At 50.0% G+C, this 21,076-nt stretch carries 21 protein-coding genes and 1 riboswitch; of the genes, 9 read left to right on the top strand and 12 right to left on the bottom strand.

The features are described 5' to 3' along the window. The first annotated feature begins 89 nt into the window (after positions 1-89). The 6 genes from C3B52_RS19645 to C3B52_RS19620 all read left to right on the top strand — a co-directional run bounded on the left by C3B52_RS19645 (position 90) and on the right by C3B52_RS19620 (position 6,732). Entirely contained in the window at positions 90-1,193 is a 1,104-nt protein-coding gene (locus tag C3B52_RS19645) for a citrate synthase/methylcitrate synthase (protein ID WP_103108103.1), read from the top strand. 162 nt (positions 1,194-1,355) lie between these two features. Beyond that, positions 1,356-2,384: an NADH:flavin oxidoreductase/NADH oxidase gene (locus C3B52_RS19640; RefSeq protein ID WP_103108102.1), complete on the top strand. Its 1,029-nt coding sequence runs from the start codon at positions 1,356-1,358 to the stop codon at positions 2,382-2,384. A gap of 173 nt (positions 2,385-2,557) precedes the next feature. Next, entirely contained in the window at positions 2,558-3,145 is a 588-nt protein-coding gene (locus C3B52_RS19635) for a TetR/AcrR family transcriptional regulator (RefSeq protein ID WP_103108101.1), read from the top strand. Between the two features lie 81 nt (positions 3,146-3,226). Next, a complete protein-coding gene (locus C3B52_RS19630) occupies positions 3,227-4,630 on the top strand; it encodes an MFS transporter (protein ID WP_103108100.1) in 1,404 nt (467 codons plus the stop codon). Between the two features lie 35 nt (positions 4,631-4,665). After that, positions 4,666-5,850 carry a MocR-like pyridoxine biosynthesis transcription factor PdxR gene (pdxR, locus tag C3B52_RS19625; RefSeq protein ID WP_103108099.1) on the top strand — a complete coding sequence of 395 codons (1,185 nt, stop codon included), beginning with the start codon at positions 4,666-4,668 and terminating at the stop codon, positions 5,848-5,850. A 108-nt stretch (positions 5,851-5,958) separates the two neighbouring features. After that, on the top strand, positions 5,959-6,732 hold the full coding sequence (locus C3B52_RS19620) for an HAD-IIB family hydrolase (protein ID WP_103108098.1): 774 nt from the start codon (positions 5,959-5,961) through the stop codon (positions 6,730-6,732). A gap of 14 nt (positions 6,733-6,746) precedes the next feature. Here C3B52_RS19620 and C3B52_RS19615 read toward each other — a convergent pair whose 3' ends face one another. From C3B52_RS19615 to C3B52_RS19565, 11 genes are all read right to left on the bottom strand, one after another. Then, entirely contained in the window at positions 6,747-7,664 is a 918-nt protein-coding gene (locus C3B52_RS19615) for a Nif3-like dinuclear metal center hexameric protein (RefSeq protein ID WP_103108097.1), read from the bottom strand. A gap of 31 nt (positions 7,665-7,695) precedes the next feature. Then, positions 7,696-8,511 carry an ABC transporter permease gene (locus tag C3B52_RS19610; protein ID WP_103108096.1) on the bottom strand — a complete coding sequence of 272 codons (816 nt, stop codon included), beginning with the start codon at positions 8,509-8,511 and terminating at the stop codon, positions 7,696-7,698. Beyond that, positions 8,508-9,494 (bottom strand): ABC transporter ATP-binding protein, encoded by a 987-nt coding sequence (locus C3B52_RS19605; protein ID WP_103108095.1) that lies wholly within the window; start codon positions 9,492-9,494, stop codon positions 8,508-8,510. The genes C3B52_RS19610 and C3B52_RS19605 overlap by 4 nt, the downstream gene beginning before the upstream one ends. Before the next feature lie 15 nt (positions 9,495-9,509). Beyond that, positions 9,510-10,319, bottom strand: a complete 810-nt coding sequence (locus C3B52_RS19600; protein ID WP_103108094.1) for an ABC transporter permease — start codon at positions 10,317-10,319, stop codon at positions 9,510-9,512. Between the two features lies 1 nt (position 10,320). Beyond that, on the bottom strand, positions 10,321-11,397 hold the full coding sequence (locus C3B52_RS19595; protein WP_103108093.1) for an ArsR/SmtB family transcription factor: 1,077 nt from the start codon (positions 11,395-11,397) through the stop codon (positions 10,321-10,323). Between the two features lie 167 nt (positions 11,398-11,564). Beyond that, positions 11,565-12,899 carry a DUF4129 domain-containing protein gene (locus C3B52_RS19590; protein ID WP_103108092.1) on the bottom strand — a complete coding sequence of 445 codons (1,335 nt, stop codon included), beginning with the start codon at positions 12,897-12,899 and terminating at the stop codon, positions 11,565-11,567. Continuing rightward, positions 12,896-14,089 carry a DUF58 domain-containing protein gene (locus tag C3B52_RS19585; protein WP_103108091.1) on the bottom strand — a complete coding sequence of 398 codons (1,194 nt, stop codon included), beginning with the start codon at positions 14,087-14,089 and terminating at the stop codon, positions 12,896-12,898. The genes C3B52_RS19590 and C3B52_RS19585 overlap by 4 nt, the downstream gene beginning before the upstream one ends. Positions 14,090-14,093: 4 nt before the next feature. Further along, positions 14,094-15,032, bottom strand: a complete 939-nt coding sequence (locus tag C3B52_RS19580; protein ID WP_103108090.1) for an AAA family ATPase — start codon at positions 15,030-15,032, stop codon at positions 14,094-14,096. Between the two features lie 71 nt (positions 15,033-15,103). Beyond that, positions 15,104-16,351, bottom strand: a complete 1,248-nt coding sequence (locus tag C3B52_RS19575) for an MFS transporter (RefSeq protein WP_103108089.1) — start codon at positions 16,349-16,351, stop codon at positions 15,104-15,106. Continuing rightward, positions 16,338-17,396 carry an ArsR/SmtB family transcription factor gene (locus C3B52_RS19570; RefSeq protein WP_103108088.1) on the bottom strand — a complete coding sequence of 353 codons (1,059 nt, stop codon included), beginning with the start codon at positions 17,394-17,396 and terminating at the stop codon, positions 16,338-16,340. The genes C3B52_RS19575 and C3B52_RS19570 overlap by 14 nt, the downstream gene beginning before the upstream one ends. Positions 17,397-17,542: 146 nt before the next feature. After that, positions 17,543-18,847 (bottom strand): homocysteine synthase, encoded by a 1,305-nt coding sequence (locus C3B52_RS19565; RefSeq protein WP_103108087.1) that lies wholly within the window; start codon positions 18,845-18,847, stop codon positions 17,543-17,545. A gap of 93 nt (positions 18,848-18,940) precedes the next feature. Further along, a riboswitch (SAM riboswitch) is annotated at positions 18,941-19,048 on the bottom strand. A 125-nt stretch (positions 19,049-19,173) separates the two neighbouring features. Between C3B52_RS19565 and C3B52_RS19560 the strand changes: the two genes are divergently transcribed. The 3 genes from C3B52_RS19560 to C3B52_RS19550 all read left to right on the top strand — a co-directional run bounded on the left by C3B52_RS19560 (position 19,174) and on the right by C3B52_RS19550 (position 20,523). Then, positions 19,174-19,413, top strand: coding sequence for a hypothetical protein (locus tag C3B52_RS19560; RefSeq protein WP_103108086.1), 240 nt, complete (start codon positions 19,174-19,176; stop codon positions 19,411-19,413). Positions 19,414-19,541: 128 nt separating this feature from the next. Then, complete coding sequence (locus C3B52_RS19555) at positions 19,542-19,850, top strand: rhodanese-like domain-containing protein (protein WP_103108085.1); 309 nt, start codon at positions 19,542-19,544, stop codon at positions 19,848-19,850. 46 nt (positions 19,851-19,896) lie between these two features. Beyond that, positions 19,897-20,523, top strand: a complete 627-nt coding sequence (locus C3B52_RS19550) for an SCO family protein (protein WP_103108084.1) — start codon at positions 19,897-19,899, stop codon at positions 20,521-20,523. A 1-nt stretch (position 20,524) separates the two neighbouring features. Here C3B52_RS19550 and C3B52_RS19545 read toward each other — a convergent pair whose 3' ends face one another. Then, positions 20,525-20,860 (bottom strand): YqzG/YhdC family protein, encoded by a 336-nt coding sequence (locus C3B52_RS19545; RefSeq protein WP_103108083.1) that lies wholly within the window; start codon positions 20,858-20,860, stop codon positions 20,525-20,527. Positions 20,861-21,076: the final 216 nt, after the last annotated feature.

Here is a 21,076-nt window from a genome sequence, read left to right as displayed (position 1 = left end):
GTAATCAATGGGCCTTTTTTCTTCTATTTCCCTTTGTATTTGCGAATTAATATACTGAAAGAAAAGAGACGGAAAAAGGAGTGGCGATCATGACGAAACAGCATACTTTGGCAATTGGACTGGATGGTATCGCCGTAGCAGAAACCGATTTGAGCCTCGTAGACGGCATTAACGGCATGCTGGTTTACCGTGGGCATTGGGCGCGGGATCTGGCGATTCATCATACCTTTGAAGAGGTTGCGCACTTGCTTTGGTTTGGACATTTGCCAAGCGAGCAGGAGCTGATCGCATTAAAGGATAAGCTGAAAGCAAATCGGGAGCTTCCTGAGCATGTAAAAGGCATCCTCAAGCTAATTCCCGCTGATGTCGATATGATGAGTGTATTGCGCACAGGTGTTTCAGCACTGGGCAGCTCTGCAAATGGCTGGCCTCCGAGCATCGACGAGGTTATTTCGTTGGCTGCGAAAATGCCGACGATTGTCGCGTATCGCTTCGCCTGTTTGGAGGGGCGTGAGCCAGTGGCACCAAATGACAAGCTGGATCATACCGCCAACTACCTGTACATGCTAAAGGGTGAACAGCCTAATCCTGCACATGTTCGCGCATTGGATGCGTACCTGATTTTGACGCAGGAGCACGGCATGAATGCATCTACCTTTGCTGGACGTGTCGTCACATCTACAGAGTCTGATCTGATTTCCTCGATTGCAGCAGCCATCGGTACACTGAAAGGGCCATTGCACGGCGGCGCTCCGTCTGAAGTGACTGAGATGATCGAGGCGATTGGCACAAAGGAAAATGCAGAATCGTGGCTGAGAAACAAGCTGGAGAATGGTGGACGCCTGATGGGCTTTGGACACCGTGTCTACAAGACAGTCGATCCGCGAGCTACTGCTTTGCGCGTCGTAGCCTCCGAGCTATCCGCCAACGATCCGTGGTTTGATCTGGCAACACATGTAGAGAAGGTAGGATTGAAGCTCCTGGACGAATACAAGCCAGGTCGCAAGCTGAATACAAACGTGGAGTTCTTTGCAGCTGCAGTGATGCGTGCGGTAGGATTGGATGAAAATTTGTTTACCCCGACCTTTGCTGTAAGCCGCGTTGTGGGCTGGAGTGCTCACATCTTGGAGCAATCCGCTAAAAATCGCATTATTCGTCCGCAATCGAATTACATCGGCGCTATGCCGGAATAATAGTTGTGGGGAATCGTACAAAAGCTATCCGCTGCTCGTGGGTAGCTTTTTTCTTTGCTCATGGTACAGCGGTATTTACGAATAAGCTGGAAAGTGCAGCTAGGCATTGCAGAACGAGCTAACTTTTGGGATGATAGTGAAAAAAAGTAAGGAGTGGAGCAAATGGCTTTGTTGGCTACCCCGTTTCAATTCAAAGGACTTACGTTGAAAAATCGTATCGTCATGCCGCCGATGTGCCAATACTCGGTAGAGGCACACGATGGGACGCCTACTGACTGGCATTTTGTTCATTATGTTTCTCGCGCTGTGGGGGGAACCGGACTGATTATCATGGAGATGACGGATGTCGAGCCGGATGGACGTATTTCCAATGGTGATTTGGGCTTGTGGTCGGACGAACAAATTCCTGCCTATGCTCGTATCATCTCCGAAGTACATAAGTACGGTGCGAAAATCGGGATTCAGATTGCTCATGCTGGACGAAAAGCAGAAGATGCTGAGGTTCCCGTATCTTCATCTGCGATCGCTTTTCCGGGGTCCCGTTACAAAACGCCGCGTGCTTTGACAACCGAAGAAGTCAAGCAAATGGTCGTCAAGTTTGCTGAGTCTGCAAGACGTGCGGTTGAAGCAGGCGTAGATACGATTGAGGTTCACGGCGCCCACGGTTACTTGATCCATCAGTTCCACTCTCCGCTCACGAACCAACGGGATGATGAGTACGGTCAGGACAAAGCTTTGTTTGGAGTAGAAGTCATCCAGGCGATCAAAAAAGTGATTCCGGCAGACATGCCGCTGATCATGCGTGTTTCGGCGCTTGAATATGTAGATGGTGGCTATGGTCTGGAATACAGTACAGAGCTGTGCCGTCGATACAAGGAAGCCGGCGTTGACATTTTCCATCTGTCCAGTGGAGGAGAGGGTCCGATCGGTTCGGGTGGACGTCCGGGAGTTCATCCTGGCTACCAAGTACCGTTGGCTCGCGCAATCAAGCAGGCATTGGGCGTTCCGGTCATTGCAGTCGGAAATCTCGATGATCCGAATCTGGCAGAAGCATCACTCGGAAATGGAGATACAGATCTTGTCGCCGTTGGCCGAGGCATGCTGCGTGATCCATATTGGGCACTCCATGCGATCAAGACGCTTTCTGCAGATGAGCTAGAGCCGCCAAAGCAATATTCACGGGCATTTTAAACGAGCAAAAAGCCTATAGGAGAGGGGTACTGGCGTAGTCTGCAAATGACTGGGCGAGTGCCTCTTTTTTCTACCTTCCTCATGCGTGGTTTATTCATCCTTGACACTTTATGGAAGGCGGAATACAATGAATGTCAGTCAGTACTGACAATCGTTTTGAGGATGAGGGAAGTATGAACGACAATTGTCTCGGCAGCAGTGAAAGACTGATGATAGCAGCGATCGATCTCATCGCTGAAAGAGGATATAATGGCGTCACTACGCTAGAGATTGCTACAGCAGCGGGCCTGAGCGAGAAGACGCTGTTTCGCCATTTTGGCAGCAAACGCAATCTGCTCGAAAGTGCATTTGATCGTTTTCATTACGGGGATGAGATGACAAAGCTTTTTGCAGAGAAGCTTGTATGGGAGCTGCGTGAAGACCTGCTTTTGATCAGTCATGTTTACCATGAAATGATGAACCGGAATCGAAAAATGATTTGGATCAGCATCAAAGAAGCGGGCCATTTGCCCGGATTTCGTGAGCGTACGCAAAAGCATCCGCGCCAGCTTTTGACGGGCTTAACGGATTACTTCACAGAGATGTCTGCAAAAGGGAAAATGGTTCGCACCAATCCAGAGACGCAAGCAGCATCTTTTATGATGATGCATTTTGGTGCCTTCTTGAACAATTTGGATGACGAAGGCAGCTTTTTAAACGTATCGCTGGAGACATTTATTGTTGAAAGTGTTGAGATTTTTACTAGGGCTTTAACCCCCTAGTTTTTTTACAAACACAATGTCAGTCAGCACTGACAGTCATCGCCGGAAAAATGTTTGATACAACAGAAAGGTGGAGTGAGAATGCAAATGGAGCAATCGCAGCAAAACAAACAGGTATTGGTTCGGATTTTGATGCTTACGTTGACCATCTCTTCGATGAGCGCCCTGATGTTCAACATCGTTCTTCCTGAAATTAGCAAGGAGTATGACCTGACCATTTCTCAGGTGAGCTGGTTGTCCACGGCATATGGTTTGATCTACGCGATTGGGACAGTGACCTATGGAAAGCTCGCTGACAGCTATAAGCTGAAAAATATTCTGACCTTTGGACTTCTGGTGTTTGCAGTCGGGTCACTTCTCGGGCTTGTCTCCCAAACGTTTTGGATGGCGCTCGCAGGTAGATGCTTGCAGGCGGTAGGTGCGGCGGCTATTCCGGCGACAGCGATGCTCATCCCAGTACGCTACTTCCCGCCAGAGAGCAGAGGCTCTGTGTTGGGAATGACGGCAGTTGGTCTGGCAATTGGTGGTGCACTCGGTCCGGTCGTAGCCGCCTTGATCGTCAGCTTTGCCCATTGGCGCTGGTTATTTGCCGTACCTCTTCTGATTCTCATCACGGTTCCGTTATACCGAAAATATTTGGAGGATGAGCAGCAGCTCTCTCGTGGAGCTTTTGACTGGCTGGGAGGCGGTTTACTCGCGATTAGCGTAGCTTCGCTGCTTTTTGGAGTGACGAACACTTCTTGGTGGTTTGTGTTGGGCAGCTTGGTTGCACTGGCGCTATTCATTGCCCGGATTCGTATAGCTTCTGAGCCATTCGTGACACCGATTGTTTTTACTAACCGGTCGTATATAGGCGGTATTGTCATGGCTTTTCTCATAAATGGAATGGGGGTCTCGCTCTACTATTTAAGCCCCTTGTTTCTGGCTCAAGTGCAAGGAATATCGACAAACTGGATTGGCTTTGTCATGGTTCCAGCCGCACTCGCCTCTGCCTTTCTTAGTAGAATGGGCGGAAAACTGGCTGATGTGAAAGGGAACGCCTATTTGTTCTATGTTGCCTCCATTTTGCTGTTGACCTGCTTTGGCTTGCTTTCCTCCTTTACCGGCATATCGGTAATCGGAATTGCACTCTTTCTGATTTTGGGAAATGTCGGTCAGTCCTTTATGCAGATTACAATGGCGAATTCCATATCGAGAACACTGTCCAAAGAGCAGGCGGGAGTAGGCATGGGGATTTTCTCAATGATGAATTTCATATCCATGGGGATTGCTTCGGCGATTTACAGCAAAGTCATTGATATTGGCTCGCAAACTACCTGGAATCCAGTCAATTCCTATGCAAATGGCGTCATTTTCAGCAATATTTACTTTGTTCTGGCTCTTGTGCATGCAGGATTATTATTGTTTTTTTACACGAGACAGGGAAAGGACAAAAAAGTAGGAATGAGCGGTCATACAGGCCAAACAGGTTCTGTGGTAGACTAAGACAAAATCTTTGACTGGAAGGTGGTCCCAGTTCATTGAAAGAGCTGTCTACCATTCGTTTTACTGACCAAGAACCTCTATTTAGCCAAATTTATAACTTTTTGAAAGACGCAATCCTCTGTAATCATTTGTCTTACGAGGAGTTCCTCCCTTCGATCCGAAGCTGCGCCGAGTCGCTTCAGGTAAGCAAAAATACGGTTGAAGTCGCGTATCAGCTTCTGGTATCAGAGGGCTTTGTCAAAAGCATTCCAAAGAAAGGGTATCAGGTGGTGTACTTGGTTGAATCGCCTGCTACTCTTCTCACAACCAGTTCTACGGAACCGCAGCAGCCTGTGATTCGGTATGATTTTCGTTACGGTAATATTGAGCTCGGGACGTTTCCTTTTCACCAATGGAATAAGCTGCGGAACAAAGTGATCGCCCAGCATCAGCACAATTATATGGTGGAGGGGCTGCCCCAAGGCGAGTACGTTTTGCGAAAAGAGCTTTCGAAACTACTGCACGAGGCACGGGGAGTCATCTCTACTCCGGAGCAGATCATCATCGGAGCTACCCCACAGCAGCTTGTTTCACTTATCACGCAAATTTTGGATCGAGATCGTCATTTTATCGGGGTAGAAAATCCGGGCTATGATGGAGCGAGAAATACATTTTTGCATGGCGGCTACCGCGTACAAGGCATCTCGCTCGATACGGACGGTGTTTCCATCGAGGAGCTGTTAAAAAGCGGGGCAAATGCGATGTACGTCAGCCCATCCCAGCAATTTATCCACAAAATGACGATGTCTCTGGAGAAAAGAAGGCAATTAGTCGAATGGGTCAATGCCCAAGAGTACATCATGGAGGATGACTACGAATGGGAGTTCAAATATCAGGAGAGCTACATTCCTTCCATCCAGAGCATGTCTGCGCAAAAGGTCATCTATATCGGGAGGCTGTCCAAAGCGCTGCTGCCTCTCGCAAACGTGAGCTATACAGTCCTGCCGTATGAGCTGCTCTCCTCTTTTCACCAGCGAGTGTCTGAATACGACCAACCCGTTTCCCGACTGGACCAACTGACACTGTCTGCGTATTTGTCCGATGGATATTGGCATAAGTATTTACAGCAGATGCGAAAAAGCTACACGGAATATCCGACGGTTTTATTGGGGTATGGCGCACTCGGTCAGCAGGATATTCGTGATGGCATCAGGCTGTTGGCAGAAGCCTGGTTTGGGTAATGCGCGTCTTGTCTGTCCCAATCATCTTGTAAAATCTGTCCCTTCATGGAATGGTGCCGGTTCCGTTACGATGGACAGGAATCCGACAGAGAAAAGGTGGAAGGACAGATGAATTTTATTTTTGATTTGGATGGGACGATTTGCTTCAAAGGTCAACCGATCTCAACCCGCATACTTGATTGCTTGCTGGAGCTTGAGCAAGCGGGGCATACGATAGGGTTTGCCTCAGCGAGACCGTGCCGCGATATGCTGCCAGTTCTGGATGAGAGATTCCGGAATCATCTTCTTATCGGGGCAAATGGAGCTATGACCTATTACCAAGGAAGCCTCCAGCACCATGCTCCTATCCCTCATCGGCTAGCGAATGAAATCATCAGTATACTGGATGATCACCGCGCGCAATTTTTGATCGATGATAAGTGGGACTACGCCCATAACTGTGACATTGCGCATCCCTTTATGCAAAATATTGATATGCAGCAATCAGCAAGCCGCGTCGACTTCGATCAATTGAATCACGTCTTGAAAATCCTTATATTGTCGAGCGAGCGGTTTGACGATCTGGCTGCAAGAATGAAGCAGCTCGATGTCACGATGCATTATCACTCAGCAGAAGGGATTCTCGATCTTACGTCTAAAGGTGTAAATAAAATGGCGGCCTTGCGCGAGTTTGGGCTTGGCGATGAGCCGTTTATCTGCTTTGGGAATGACATGAATGATTTGCCGCTGTTTGAGCAGGCGCATTATTCTGTGTTGATTGGAGGCTATGAGCCGCTGCTGCCATGGGCAAAGGAAAGGATTTTCGTGGACCAAATGGTAGAGCAATCGATTATTGCCAAATTACGCGAGCTAGGAGTGGCGTACAAGCCTGCCCATACGTAATTATTTTCAGGTTATTACAGCCACCATTTTTCCTGCGGCAGAAGTCTGACGTTGACAGCAGGAAAGTTCCTTTCAAACCACAGCTTCATCTGCGTTTTCATCACCAAATACTCCGAAGCGGAATGAGAGACGCCGATCAAGGAAAGAGAAGTGCTTGGCACATAGTCCATCATTTGCGCGTATCGTTGTTTGCCATATGGATTATCGATATGACAATGAATTTCGCCTGTGATGTATGCCTGGGCCCCCAATAATTCGGCTTCTTGCATATCGGCCACAACATCACCACATCCTGGCACAATCGCAATCGTATGTAAGAGGTCGTGGCGTTTTCCTTCAAAATCAGCATAAGGAATGTCAAAAAGCTCAGTTACTTGTTTGAGTAGCGTCTCGGTGCTTGTCTCATCGATCCTGCATATATGCCCGACATACCCATTGCCATAAGGGACAAAGGGACGGATGATTTTGGCACCGAGTGCTTCGATGATTGCGCCACCCGTACCGATGGGGATGCTGGTGTCCATGGGCAGATGGCTGGTGAAGACGGAGAGCTCCTTTTCCTTCATGGCTTCCAGCCACTTCGAGCGAATCGGGACAAAGCCTTTGCCCCAGTCTCCCCGAGGATCGCCGCACTCCATTAACAAGGGATGGTGCATAAATAACAGATCACCAGGCTGTGCTTGAGAAATAAAACGCTCTAGCACATCATCAGAAGGAAAAACGGCAAGGAAAACTGTACGGACGGCTTCACGTCCCTCTAGCATGAAGCCATTAAACCGCTGAACAAACTCATCTGTGAAAAAAGACCGCCAGTCAAAACCGATCGGATCGTATACTATGGGGATGAAGCGGGAAAAGGCCGGGTCGGTGCTCCATTCCTCCATGCGAAACAGCTTTTGCAGCTCCTGTCCGATTCGAATACGCGACTCCATGTTTCCCGCCTCCTGTCTACTCATACCCCTATTAATACATCACCATGTTTCCGGTTTCCTTCATATGCTTTTCGGCGTGCCTTAACAAAATAATCGTAGCAATGACAAGCAGCAGCAATACCGCCGCTAAGAGCCCGACCTTGGGTGCAAGCGCAAGCAGTGTTTCCCCCTCCATCAACAGACCACGGACAAGCTGAAGTGCGTACGTCAGAGGAAAGCAAAAGGAAATGACCTTTGCCCAAAGCGGAAAAGCCATTGGGGGGAGGCGAACCCCGGAAAAAATCAGCATCGGCTCATCCAGCACCGTATACAGAAAGCTCGCGTCACGGGAAAACAGGAACAGAACCGAGAGAAAGCCACCCCAGACGACAGCCGATACGAGCAGGATGAGAAAGGCGAGGATCGGTGCCCACCAGCCGCTCGGATGAATGCCGCCGACGAAGAGTAGAGCCAGCAGGACAAAGCAAAAGAAAAGCCAGACACCTTCGACGAGCGAGGAGAGCGAGCGCCCGTATAAAAAGGCGAGTCGGTTGACCGGGCTGATAAAAATCATTTCCATCGTTCCGGCCTGCCGCTCAAAGCTCATTTGCCATGCGGATTGTACCAGGCACCAGTAAAAGATATAGCCGAGATAGCCAGTCAGCAAAAAAAGCGGCAGCTGATCGGCGGCAACGAACCGGGCAAGCGGAGAATCAGGCCCCATACGAAAGGGGGCAAAGGAATAGTAGGCAGTCACAAACATGATGACTGGCCACACTAACAAGCTGAAGTAAATCATTTTGCTGTGAAAGGAGTGGCGATGTTCTTTTTGAATTTCCGCCCATAGATAGCTTGATAGCTGTCTCATGCTCCCCTCCGATCTGCCATATGCAGGATGACGTCTTCAAGTGATGGCTGCTGGGTGTGCAAGCGCAGTACAGGAGAGTGGTGTGCTGCCAACAGGGACAAGAGTGGCGTTGTCATGTCATTTTCGCCGCGGAGTGTGACCTCCCATGTCTTGTCGTCGGTTTCGGTTATTAGGCGGTGTCCGCCATAACGCATGGCCAACTGGCGCAGATCGTGATCCAGCGAATCCGAGAGTGCAGGAATGACCACATGCAGGGTCGTTTCCAGGTTGAGCGATTGGGTTAGATTCGCAGGGGTATCGTGGGCGACCAGCTTCCCTTTGTTAATGATGTACACCTCGTCACACAGCTCCTCGACCTCATGTATATAGTGACTGGTCAAAAGGATTGCCTTTCCTTGCTCCGATGCCAGCTCTTTTACATGCTTGCGCAATTGCCGGGCAATTGGGGCATCCAGTCCCAGTGTAGGTTCATCGAGGAACAAATAGCGCGGGTCATTAATCAAACCACGTGCGATTTGCAGGCGTTGCTTCATGCCTTTGGAATAACGCTCGACAGGTGTATCAGCTGCATCCATGAGTCCAACCTGCAAAAGCAGGGCATCGATCCGGTGCTTCAAGCCCTCGCCACTGAGCCCGTATAGACTGCCAAAATACTGCAAATTTTCCCGCCCGGTCAGGCGCCAGTACAGCATTCGTTCACCACCGGCGATCATGTTTACTTTTGATTTGACGAACCGATCGTCTCGTACTGCGTCATAGCCATCCACTGTGATCGAGCCGCTCGTTGGGGTCAGCAGAGTGGAGCACATCTTGATCGTCGTCGTTTTCCCCGCCCCGTTTATACCGAGCAGCCCGATGATTTTTCCTGGCTCCATGCGAAAGGAAAGATCAGAAACGGCCTCCACCTCCGTCCATTTCCGCATAAGCCATCCGCTTTTCTCCTTTACCCGATAAACCTTTCTTACATTTTCAACGATGAGCATGATGTTGGCCTCCTTTTAGCCAAAGATAGATTCTACTATGCGTTTTTCCATTCGCCGCATACTCCATGTCCCGATCCATAGATAGACGAGGGAAAGCCCAGCCATATGAAACAACTGCGGGGAAACAGCGATCAGCGGTTTGCCCTGGATCACACACTGACGGAAAGCATCGAGGGCAGGTGCTAGCGGCATGATCTGCCCCAGCGGCTGTAGCCATTCCGGAAGATAGGGAATGGGAAAGGTCACGCCCGAAACGAATGCCATGATGACAAACAACGTATTTTGCGTAATATACGTATCGCGAAAACGAAGCATCAGGCTGCCCAGTACCAGAGCCTGACAGAAAAAGGCGATCGTAGACAAAATCCAGACCAGAGCGGCACTCCAAACGTTCGTATTGGCAAGCGTGAGGCCAAATAGGGCACCGACAACAAGAATCACCGAAAATTCAAACACAGTGCGCATCACCTGTTGGCAGACATTGCCCAAAAAGTACCCCCGGCGAGGGGAGGGAGTGAGGAGGAGCGCCTCTAATGTCCCTTCGCGAAGCTCAGTGATTAGCGAACGACTGACATTCATCAGAGTCGATACCGCAAAGGCATAGAACGCCCCGCCTAAAATGGCGTACGAGAGATAGTCGGACGAACCGGATAGCAAAATGAAACGATCATCCAGTTGTCCGGCGAATACATAGTGATAGGCAAAAAAGGCAAAGAGCACCGTGTATACGCCCGATAAAATATGACCGATGACAAAAGACCATGGATAGGCGCGCAGCATCACCAGCGTATTGCGGATAAAGGTGGCCTTGGCAACTTGTAGCACGTTATTTCCTCCAATCGGATAGAGTCAGTCCTGGCGCAGGCATATCAATAAATTCGTGCAAATCGACTGCCAGCTGTTCGAGGCGTGACGTGATCCCGCGATAAAACACATAACGTCCTCGCCGTTCGCTCCAGACAAATCCGGCATCAACCAGAAGCTTCAGATGCTTATTCACAGCAGGCTCGCTAATCCCGTGCAGATCTGCCAGCTGCTGTGTGCAGTAAGGATGGTCAAGCAGCGACTTGAGGATGGCTGTTCGGGTAGGATCACCGAAAACTTTCATCTTCGTAATAAAATCAGCGGGAATGGCTGACTTGACTGCCGTCCCTGGGACATCGACGGGGAAGCCCACACTAATTTGATCGCCATAAATGCCCAGTAAGAGATGGGGCGCAACGTAAGTAGATACACGCAGATGAATATGTGCGAGCTGCTGATAGGCAAAGGAATACGTTTTTGCCTTGTGAAAATGAATGGCGTCTTCATGTACGTGCATGCGCGGGTGCACCTGGGATAAAAAGCGGATCGGATCAGCGGCAATCATCTCTTGTGCTTCATGTGCCGCGCGGACAAGCCACGGCTCGATGCGACGCTCCTCAGCCTGGAAGTAAGGGAGATAGTCGTAGCAAAACTCCAGAAAGCTGCGTTTGGTTGCCAACGGATGGCGCAAAAGCTCCCGATGCTCTGGCTTGAGCTGTTCAAACACATCATCGGTTCGTCCCTCCAGCCACTGCTTGATCTGCTTCGGATGATAGACAGGCCCGATCATCGCTTCGGCAAACTCACTGGCGTCCAGGGCTTGGATGCGCTCCAGTCCTGCTTCAACAGAGTGCTGGTACATCTCTTCCCAAGGCACCAGAACGTCCATGATGTCAAGAAATTTGGAGGACATGGCAGAGAAGTAATGCAGCTTTTCCGTGAGTGGACGGGGTAACGCAGCCAGTGTTTCCTGCGCCCAGCCGAGACGCGTAACATGGTGCTCAGGACTTTCGATCACATGCAGGCTGAGAAAAAATTCATGACCAGGCACATACGCGATCGAAAGGTGCTTTTTTAGCCAGAGCGGCAAATCCTGCATAATGAGTTCCTCCTTTCTTTTACCATGTGATTTCTTCGATTAACCATTTAGTAAATTCATTTTTAGAGTAGGCAAAAGTGAAGAGATTATGCCGGAAGCTGTGCCGGATGTCAAGGAAAGAAAAACAACCGCTGCTTCAAAAAGCTCGCGGTTGTGTAACAATCAAGCTATGTCTCGGTTTGTGGCGGCGAAATGGAACGAAGTGCTTGCACAGCTTCCTGCATGGCTTCCAGATCAGCGTCATGAAGCGATTGCTCCTGGTAGCGATACTGTTCGTAATAGCCGGTAATCCGGGCTGCCAGCTCTACCCGGGTTGGATTCGGCAAAGGATGCTTCTGAATCCGACGCAAAAACTCCTGACTGGTCTCATGGCGATGAATCGTGAAGCCTTGCTTCGCCATTTCCTGCAAAAACTGAAAGTACGCATAGCGAGCAGGCTCCTCGGCTGGACCTACCGGTTTATTAAACCACTTGGAGACATCCCATGAAGCATTCGCCTCCTCGGGGGTGTTGGCGACCGCGGTATAGACTGTAGGAGAAGCTTCGGTGGTTTCCTGTTCACGGACTTGTCTTGCCTGATAGCGCCTTTTCCACATGTATCTGCCCAGAACAATCAGAAAAACGAGTATGACTGTACCGATCAAGTAAGGCTCCAACAAGGAAAACAGAGGCTCACCCGTTGCCACCTGTTCGTGAGGCATCTCTTCGGCTTGTCCTGGATTGTTTAGCAAATTATTCACACGTTGGTCCTTGCCCATTTTTTCAGACAAGCCCTCAATCCATTCCGTCAGTTTTTGGAGCACAGGTTCAAATAGAAAATACAGCGCTGACCCAATGGGACCTTTAAGCCATGACCACAGCAGCTGCAACAAACCAAGCAGAGCAGAGCCGACGAGTAGATAAAGGCCTGTCAAAAGAAGGCGGGAGCCCAGCACCTGAGCGCCGAGGATCAATTTTATCCTGGCAGGCAAGCGCACGGGTAATGAATCCACACGCATAACGTAAGCACCCATGACTACGAGAAGATAGCTGCCGAGAATAAGAGCCAGCATCGAATAATAAGCGCCAGGGTCAAAGGTATCAGGATGGGCAACGGAACCATACAGTCCAGCTACGACTAGCTGCATCAAGCAAATCATTAGTGCCAGGACAAATCGTCGCTGCAAGCTGGCGTGCCCGATACCGTCAGCGGAAACGGTATGGATTCGCCAATAAAAGATTCCTGCCAACAGTAAAGCGACTAGCCAGGAGCCAAACATGTAAAAACTGAACAGCCCGACTCCGGCGACAGTAGGATAGAGCAAAAGATGAATAAGCAGACTGCGTCCACCACCATGGTAGAGCCAGCTTCCAGCTACGAGCAATAGCAAAGCGACCACACAAAAAGTGAGCATTGGCAAAAGTCCAGCAGACATCCAGCCAAGCATCATCAAGCTGCTGCCGATCAACAAGGCTTCCAGCCAAAAGGCAAGTGTCCAGCGGCTTATTATGGAGAGCGTCATCGCGCAATCACTCTCCTTTTCTCAAATCGTCTCTTCGCTTCAAAACGGCGCAGTACCGCCTGCTCCTCAGATACATCAAGTACAGCAACATTGTGTCCGCGATGAAGCAATCGCTCGATGGAGGAGTAAATCTCATCGTCGAGTCTTGGTGTGACGAGCAGGATCGCTTCTTTTGCTGGGCTATCTTCGAGACGGCGCAGCAGGTGAGCGAGCGGGGTGGTGACATAGTGGTGCATCTGAGCGAGCTGTGTCATCACGTGCAAATGATGGCTCTTGCCACTGCCTGCCGGCAAATGGTAATGCTCGCGTCCCCGTTGCCTTACTGTGAGGAACAGCTCGTAGCCAAACGATTTTTTCCGGCACAGCACAGAGAGGGCCGCCAGACAAGAAATGGTACGTTCATTGACTGTATCGTTGTGGCGCTGCAGCATCGGCTCATAGGAAGGGAGGATATGTCCTACGATTCTCCAGTTCGGCTGGGCGGTGTGCTCGAATAGTCGCGTCTGAAGTGAGCCTGTCTTGGCAGTTGCACTCCAGTGAATGTGTTTCATGCGGTCCCCCGGCATATAAGACCGTACTCCGCGCTGAAAGGTGACATCCTCCAGCTGCCTTTGACGAGAGAGTCTGCCTCCATCCGGCTCTGTTTCGCTTAGTGCAAATGGGGGGAGTGGCAGCGGCAGCGGATAGACCAGCAAGGAAAAAGAAAGTGGCATAGTCAGATCGCTGCGTTCCTCTCCGAACAATGACAGGGACTCGGAAGTCGCCTCCGTGAGCCAAACAGTGCCGCGTTTATGCGGGACGAGCGTGAGTGTCCGGGACGCACTCTGGCGCATGGGAAGATCAAAGCGAAGCCGAACGACTGTCCGCTGATTACTGACCTTTACCTCATCTGCCCCTTCTACGGAAACATGCTCAGGCAGCGAAAAGCGAATCCAGGTAGCGGGCAGCGGCAACCACGAATGGTTATGAAGGCGTACGGTCACATGGACTTCTGTTCCCGGCATGACCCGGTATTGATCAGAGGACCATTCCAGCTTTACCCACCTCGACATAGACGAGAGCCACCAGCCTTGCAGTGCAGGCATGAAAAAGAAGAAGCCGCCAAACAGCCAGAGAAACCAGCTGCCGGAAAACAGGGCAAAGAGCAGCAAGAGAAAGCCGATGACATGAAAGGTTTGCTTCGTGTTCATTTCGTTACACGCTTTCTTCCACCGGAGCAGGCACACTTGTCAAAATTTGCTCGACTACTTCCTGCTCGGTTACATGCAGCTCAGCCTCGATCGAGAGTCGAATGCGGTGAGTGGTGAGACTCGGAAACACCTCTTTGACGTCGTCTGGCAAAACATAAGAGCGACCAGCCAAAAAAGCAAACGCCTGTGCCGAGCGCAACAATGCGAGCATAGCGCGTGGGCTGATTCCGATCTCAACAGAGCGATGCGTGCGTGTAGCTTCTGTAAGATCAATCACATAATCCTCTACGGCCTGACTGACGTGAACCGCCGCGACTTCCTTTTGCAGGGCAGCGATTTGTTCCACTGTGATGACTGGCTGTACCTGCTCCAGAGGAGACTCGCTGCGGAAGCGCTTCAAGATTTCCTTGGAATCCGCGCGTGAACCATAGCCGAGTGACAGCTTGAATAAGAAACGGTCTAACTGCGCTTCTGGCAGAGGGTATGTCCCTTCTGACTCAATCGGGTTTTGGGTGGCAATCACAAGCAGCGTAGAGGGCAATGGCAAGGTGATGCCTTCGATCGTTACTTGACGCTCCTCCATGCACTCCAAAAGTCCAGATTGGGTTCGAGGGGTAGCCCGATTGATTTCATCTGCGAGCAGAACATCCGCAAAAACGGGACCTTTGCGCAGCTCAAATTCGCTTGTTCGCTGATTGAAAACATGCAGCCCCACCACATCGGAGGGCAAAAGGTCAGCAGTGAATTGCAGGCGATTGTAGCTGCCACCGATTGCCTGCGCCAATGTTTTGGCGAGCACCGTTTTCCCCATGCCGGGTAAATCCTCAAGAAGGACATGGCCACGTGCCAAAAGGGCGGTGACTAGCAAACGAATTTGTTTTTCTTTTCCGACAATGACTTGGTTGACGGTAGTAAGCAGTGAAGCTAGAGAAGGATGGGCCATCGTAATTCTCCTTTATATCAGTAAAAGTGGTCGGGTGATAAAACTTTTCTGTACCGTCTAAAAATCTTCTATTAAAAAGTGCCCGTTCCTTCATCGACTTTCCGCAATAAAGATTTTTTTGCAAATTTTTGAAATCCGAGCCCGAATAAGGAGGCGCCTACGATGAGCAGGCCCATTCCCATAAAGAGCGGGCGAATCCCTACTGTGTCGCCGAGCTGACCACCTATCCAAACTCCGAGAGGCATGGTCGCGCGGAGGATTAAAAGCCTGACCGAAAAGACGCGCCCCATCAGGTGGGAAGGGACAGAGCGCTGATACAGACTTGTGCTGTGTACTTGAAAAAAGGGCGCGAAGATACCAGCTACTACTTCGATCACAATGGCCAGCCACAGATTGTGTGTGAAGCCCAGCGCTATAAACGTCGCGCCACCAATCACCAGCGAGCCTAGCATGAGAATGTGCTGCTCGAATCGCCCGCTCAGCCGTGGGACGACGAGGGAGCCAAGCAAATAGCCAAGTGGATATCCAGCGAGAAAAAGTCCAACGTGAAAGGAGGAACCAAGGAGCTCAGCTGTAATGTACGGGAGGTTGAGAACCAAAGTAATGCCCACAGCGAATTGAACGAGTGCTGCGTAAATACTCAGCCAAAAGAGAAGCGGCTTTTCGTAAAAAACAGCAAGTCCTTCCCGAAACATAGCTACCCAGGACTGCGATTGGCGAGCTTCCACTGCTTGGCTTTGACAAAGTAGCAACAGTCCCCCACTCAGAGCATAGCCAAGCGATACCAAGCCGATTACAGCTGTGCCTCCGATCCATGCTACAAGCAGTCCACCGAGAGGCGGTCCCGCGATCATCGCGATTCGCAGGGCGCTGTCCAAATAGGCATTTGCCTGCACCAGACTCTCACCTTTGACAATAGAAGGCAAGAGTGCCTGGCTGGCAGGAACATAGAGCGGCTGGATTAGACCGTTGATCAAAGAAATGAGATACAGCGGCCAGAGGGCTTCAGGCTGGATGAGGATAACACCGAATGTGAGGAAAAACACGCAGCTTCTCATCCATTGTGAAAAGACCATGACACGCTTTTTGTCGAAGCGATCGAGATAAGGACCAATAATCAGCTGCAGGGCAAGCGAGGGCAAGAAGTAAAGGAGCCACATCCCGCCAACAGCGGCCTCGGAGCCGGTAGCCTGGTAGATCAACCAGCTTGAAGCCAGCGTACCGAGTGAAGCCCCTAGCTCTGAAATCAATTGACCGAGCAAAATCAGGCGATACGATCGCAATCGCAACACGGAAACGGGCTGTTCAGCAGTTATCATCGGGCATATCCCCCAAAAATTGCTGCAGCAGGACGGGCATTTTATCCAATGCTTTGCGCTTGAATCTGTATTTGTTCCCTTTTCCCTCGACGAGGTGTGCAGAGCGCAAAAGAGACAGATGGTGATGGACAGTTGATTTGGCAACGCCTAATCGCTCAGTCATTTCTTGCAGACTCATCTCTTTTTCCGAAAGCATTTTGACCAGGCGCAGGCGGTACTCATCTCCCAGCACCTTCAACGTTTGCACCAGAGTCTGGGATGGACGATACGGGTCCAGAGTGTCATGCATGCTCTCGTCAGCTACCGGATAGTAAAAAATCTTGGTCCCCGCGTCATTGGCGTGAATGGTCCAAGGGCGGTATATGATGTGCGGGATGAGCAGAACACGGGTAATAGCGGGTTCCGGCGGATAGCTGCCATGTGTCGCCCATTCGACAAAAGCTTCAGCAGAAAGCCTTTCCTGCATCGCTTTTTTATGTGCGCAGTCACGCTCCAGAATGCTGCTGATTTCAGCTTCCCGCGGCTTCACATGTGTGTTGTACCAGCCCTCCATCAGAAGCAGCAAGTGGCTGCGCAGCTTCTCCGGCTCGGTGGAGCCAATGTGAGCGATATAGGCAGGGAAAAAGAGATGAGAGCGACAGGCATTCTGGAGTGCGTAATTGGCCGCGTCACTTCCACGTGCAGCTTTCTGACGCAGGGCTTGCAGCTCCTCGCCCAAATAGGGAAGAGCCTGATAAAGAAGCTCTTCCGATGGCAACTCTTTGACGTAGGAGAGAAAGGCGGACAGGTCAGAAAAGGAGTGCTGATGCAAGAACTGCAACAAGGTTTTCCACGTGTTGTTTTGTTTGGCATAGTCCAATTCGCGCAGGGTGACGGGATCAAGCTCGTCCATAAGTTGTTGCCAATACTCTGCGGGCTGCTCCAGTGTTGGTCGAATGTCATCATAAGTGACAGCCGCAATACCGAGCGCAGCTTCAAAAAGGGGGGAAAACGACAGCTCGACATGATAGGTTGTGCGATCCGTGCCAATATTTAATAGATTCATATCTGGATACCCTTTCCAAATGGAATGATAGGGTTATTATAAAATATTCGAATGTGATATTCAAGATTTTTCGAATTCAATCGAAGCGCACATGAAAAAGCACGTAACTCTCTTAACGAGTTACGTGCTTTTGGGGTGGTGTCCAATTAGCTGACAGTGGAAAGCTCCGTTGCTTTTTTCAATGCCTGCTCCAGATCGCCAATAATATCCTCAATCGCTTCTGTACCGATTGAGAGGCGGACCAGCCCAGGTGTTACACCTGCCGCAGCCTGTTCTTCTTCATTCATTTGCTGATGCGTGGTGCTGGCTGGGTGGATGACAAGCGACTTGGAATCGCCCACGTTTGCCAGATGGGAGAACAGCTTCACAGATTCGATCAGCGTTTTGCCTTCTTTTACGCCGCCGCGAATACCAAAGGTAAGGATTGCACCAGCTCCCTTTGGCAAATACTTTTGCGCAAGGGCATGATTGGCATCGCCCTCAAGACCAGGATAGCTAACCCATTCAACCGATGGATGGCTCTGGAGGAACTTCGCCACTGCGAGAGCGTTTTGGCTATGGCGCTCCATGCGCAGATGCAGCGTTTCGAGTCCCTGTAGGAACAAGAAGGAGTTGATAGGAGCTACAGCAGCACCGATGTCACGCTGGAGCTGTACGCGAGCTTTGATGATATAAGCCAGCGGGCCCACAGCCTCTGTATAAACGACGCCATGATAGCTAGGGTCTGGAGTCGTCAAGCCAGGGAATTTACCGTTGTTCCAGTCAAATTTACCGGAGTCAACAATGATACCGCCGATTGCTGTACCATGACCGCCAATGAATTTGGTGGTGGAGTGGACGATAATATCAGCACCATGCTCAAATGGGCGGCACAGGATTGGGCTGGCAAAGGTATTGTCAACAATCAGCGGAACGCCGTTTTCGTGAGCGATATCGGCAATCGCTTGCAGATCGGCTACGTTGATGCGTGGGTTGCCAATGGTTTCGCAAAAGAGTGCTTTGGTGTTTTCGTTGATCGCTGCACGGAAGTTCTCAGGATTGGACTGGTCTACAAAGTGAACCTTGATTCCGAGGCGTGGAAGGGTATGAGCAAACAGATTGTAGGTACCGCCGTACAGGCTGCTGGACGCTACGATCTCATCTCCTGCATGTGCGATATTGAGAATGGCAAACGTAATGGCTGCCTGACCAGACGATGTCGCCAAAGCACCTACGCCGCCTTCCAGAAGAGCGACACGTTTTTCAAAAACGTCCTGTGTCGGATTCATGATCCGTGTATAGATATTGCCCAATTCCTTCAAAGCGAACAAATTGGCTGCATGCTCTGTATCGCGGAAAACATAGGAGGTCGTTTGGTAAATAGGGACAGCGCGTGAGCCCGTTACAGGGTCAACCTCTTGTCCCCCATGGACTGCAAGTGTTTCTGGCTTCCATTGTTGTTGATCCGACATCATCATCTCTCCTTTTTCTATGGTAGAATAAGTGCAATAAAAAACGGAGCCACTCTCCTGAGGAGAAGACGGCTCCGGTCATGCGCGGGCTTGCGTTCATCTCTCAGAATCTATGGATTCTGCAGGAATTGGCACCACGCATGAGTCTATGCTGGTTGCCGGGTTTCATAGGGCCTGTCCCTCCACCACTCTTGATGAAAATGTGTGTTAGTTATTGTTGTCACAATTGTATGAAAAACAATGCATGGCTGTCAATCCATAAATGGAAAGTTATCAGGGTGGAATAGAGGATATTTTTGTGTCTGACACGGGAGGAGGAATGGAGAATGCAAGATGAACCTACAACAAACCAACAGAAATTAGCCAAGAGAATCGCGTTGATCGTTGTAAACCTGTTTTGTTATGGACTAGTCATCTACTACGGTATGTTTGTCATCGAAAACGGAAGCGGACTCAAAGAAATCAACGAGTTTGGCAAATGGATGTTTATGCTCGTCTGTCTGCTGCTGGCATCCCTCTACGGTACGTTTCGCATCGTGACATGGATTCGTGAGGGGAAGATATAGAAACGTCACAAAATTGCCTTTGGACGTTCACTTTCCGCTGTGGGACCCGTTAGAAATGAGTAATTCCGTATGATATGATGAGAGTTGATCATGATGCGTGTAATGTACATATAGGAGGATAAATGACCATGGAAAATAGCGTAAAGGAAATTACACCTCAGCAGCTTTTGGAGAAGCTGGAGGCAAATGAAAATGTACAAGTGATCGACGTACGCGAGCTGGAGGAGTGGAATTCTGGTCACATTAAACAGGCAAAGCTCATCCCGCTTGGTTTTTTACCGCATCGACTAGAGGAACTGGATAAAGACACTCCGATTGTGATGGTGTGCCGCAGCGGTGCACGCAGTCACTCAGCTACGGAATATTTGAGTGCACAAGGATATGACGTGGCTAACATGGTAGGCGGAATGCTGGCATGGCCTGGTGAGAAGGAATAGGCACATATAGAGAAAAACGCTTGGGAAAGCAGGGGAGGAAGCATTCGTGAGTGAAGGCGCACAGCAACAACAGGCGTCCGGGCTGCAAAAGCACTGGTTTACTGTGTTGGCAGGAATTATTATTCTGGCAATCGTTGGCGTGTTGGGCTACAAATACATGGCGAGAGAGCAAATTCCCGTTATGAAGCCGATCCAGGACTTTTCCTTGGATAACAGCAACGGGTCTGCCTTTACTTTTTCAGAAGGAAAAGGGAAGGTCCGCTTGGTTGAATTTATGTTTACCAATTGTCCCGATATTTGTCCGGCGACTACCTACAACATGTCTAAGCTGCAGGATCAGCTAAAAGAAAAGAACCTGTTCGGAAACAAAGTAGAATTCATCTCCATTACGTTTGATCCTGATTTCGATACAGCTGAGGTCTTGCAGCAATACGCGGATAAATTTAAAGCCGACCAAAGCGGCTGGCAGTTCCTGCGTGGGGATGCACAGGCTGTAGAAAAAGTGACCAAGGACTTCGGAATTGCTGTTTTGAAGCAGCCAGATGGCACGATCGCCCATACTGCTCGCATGTTCCTCGTCGATGGTGACGGAAACATGCGTCGCGCGTACGGGATGGCAGCCGATATGGACATGGATCAGATGATGAAAGAAATGGTACAGCTAGCCGACTAGCTCAGCGTGTTTCTTCGTAAGTGATACGCACCATTTTTTCCGTTTTGGTTTCAAATTCAATATGAACGAGTAGCGCCCACCTGCGATTGCCCTTCTGGAGCAAGAGCTTAAACGTCTCCTCAGACGTGGTGGGCGTTTTCTTTATGCGTCCGACGTGCAAATAATCAACGATTTGAGCGTGAGGATACTTTTGCTTTGTTTGCTGCATGGCGATTCTGCCCCATTTGGCATAAGGGGGCTGAGCATCGGCAGGTGGAGCAAAAGACAAGCTCATCAGAAAAACGATCAGGACCGAAGCAAATGAGATGATACGCGGGAATCTGGGGAAGACAAACATGTAGGGCACCTCCGACACAGGAAATATCGTATCGCTACAAAGTAGTGTGTGCACAAACAACGAAAGTCCAGCTGGTCGGTTCTGACAGCGTGCCAGCTTGCTTTTCACCTCTTCGGTTAGGTACAATTTTCCAGTCGATAATAAATACCAATTACTTAATATGTGTAGAATGGTGAGACTGGATGAAACGAACGCCTCGCGTTGTGTTACAATAAG

It is taken from the genome of Brevibacillus reuszeri (assembly GCF_002897295.1).
Classification (GTDB): domain Bacteria; phylum Bacillota; class Bacilli; order Brevibacillales; family Brevibacillaceae; genus Brevibacillus; species Brevibacillus reuszeri_A.
This window is presented reverse-complemented; position numbering and strand designations above follow the sequence as displayed.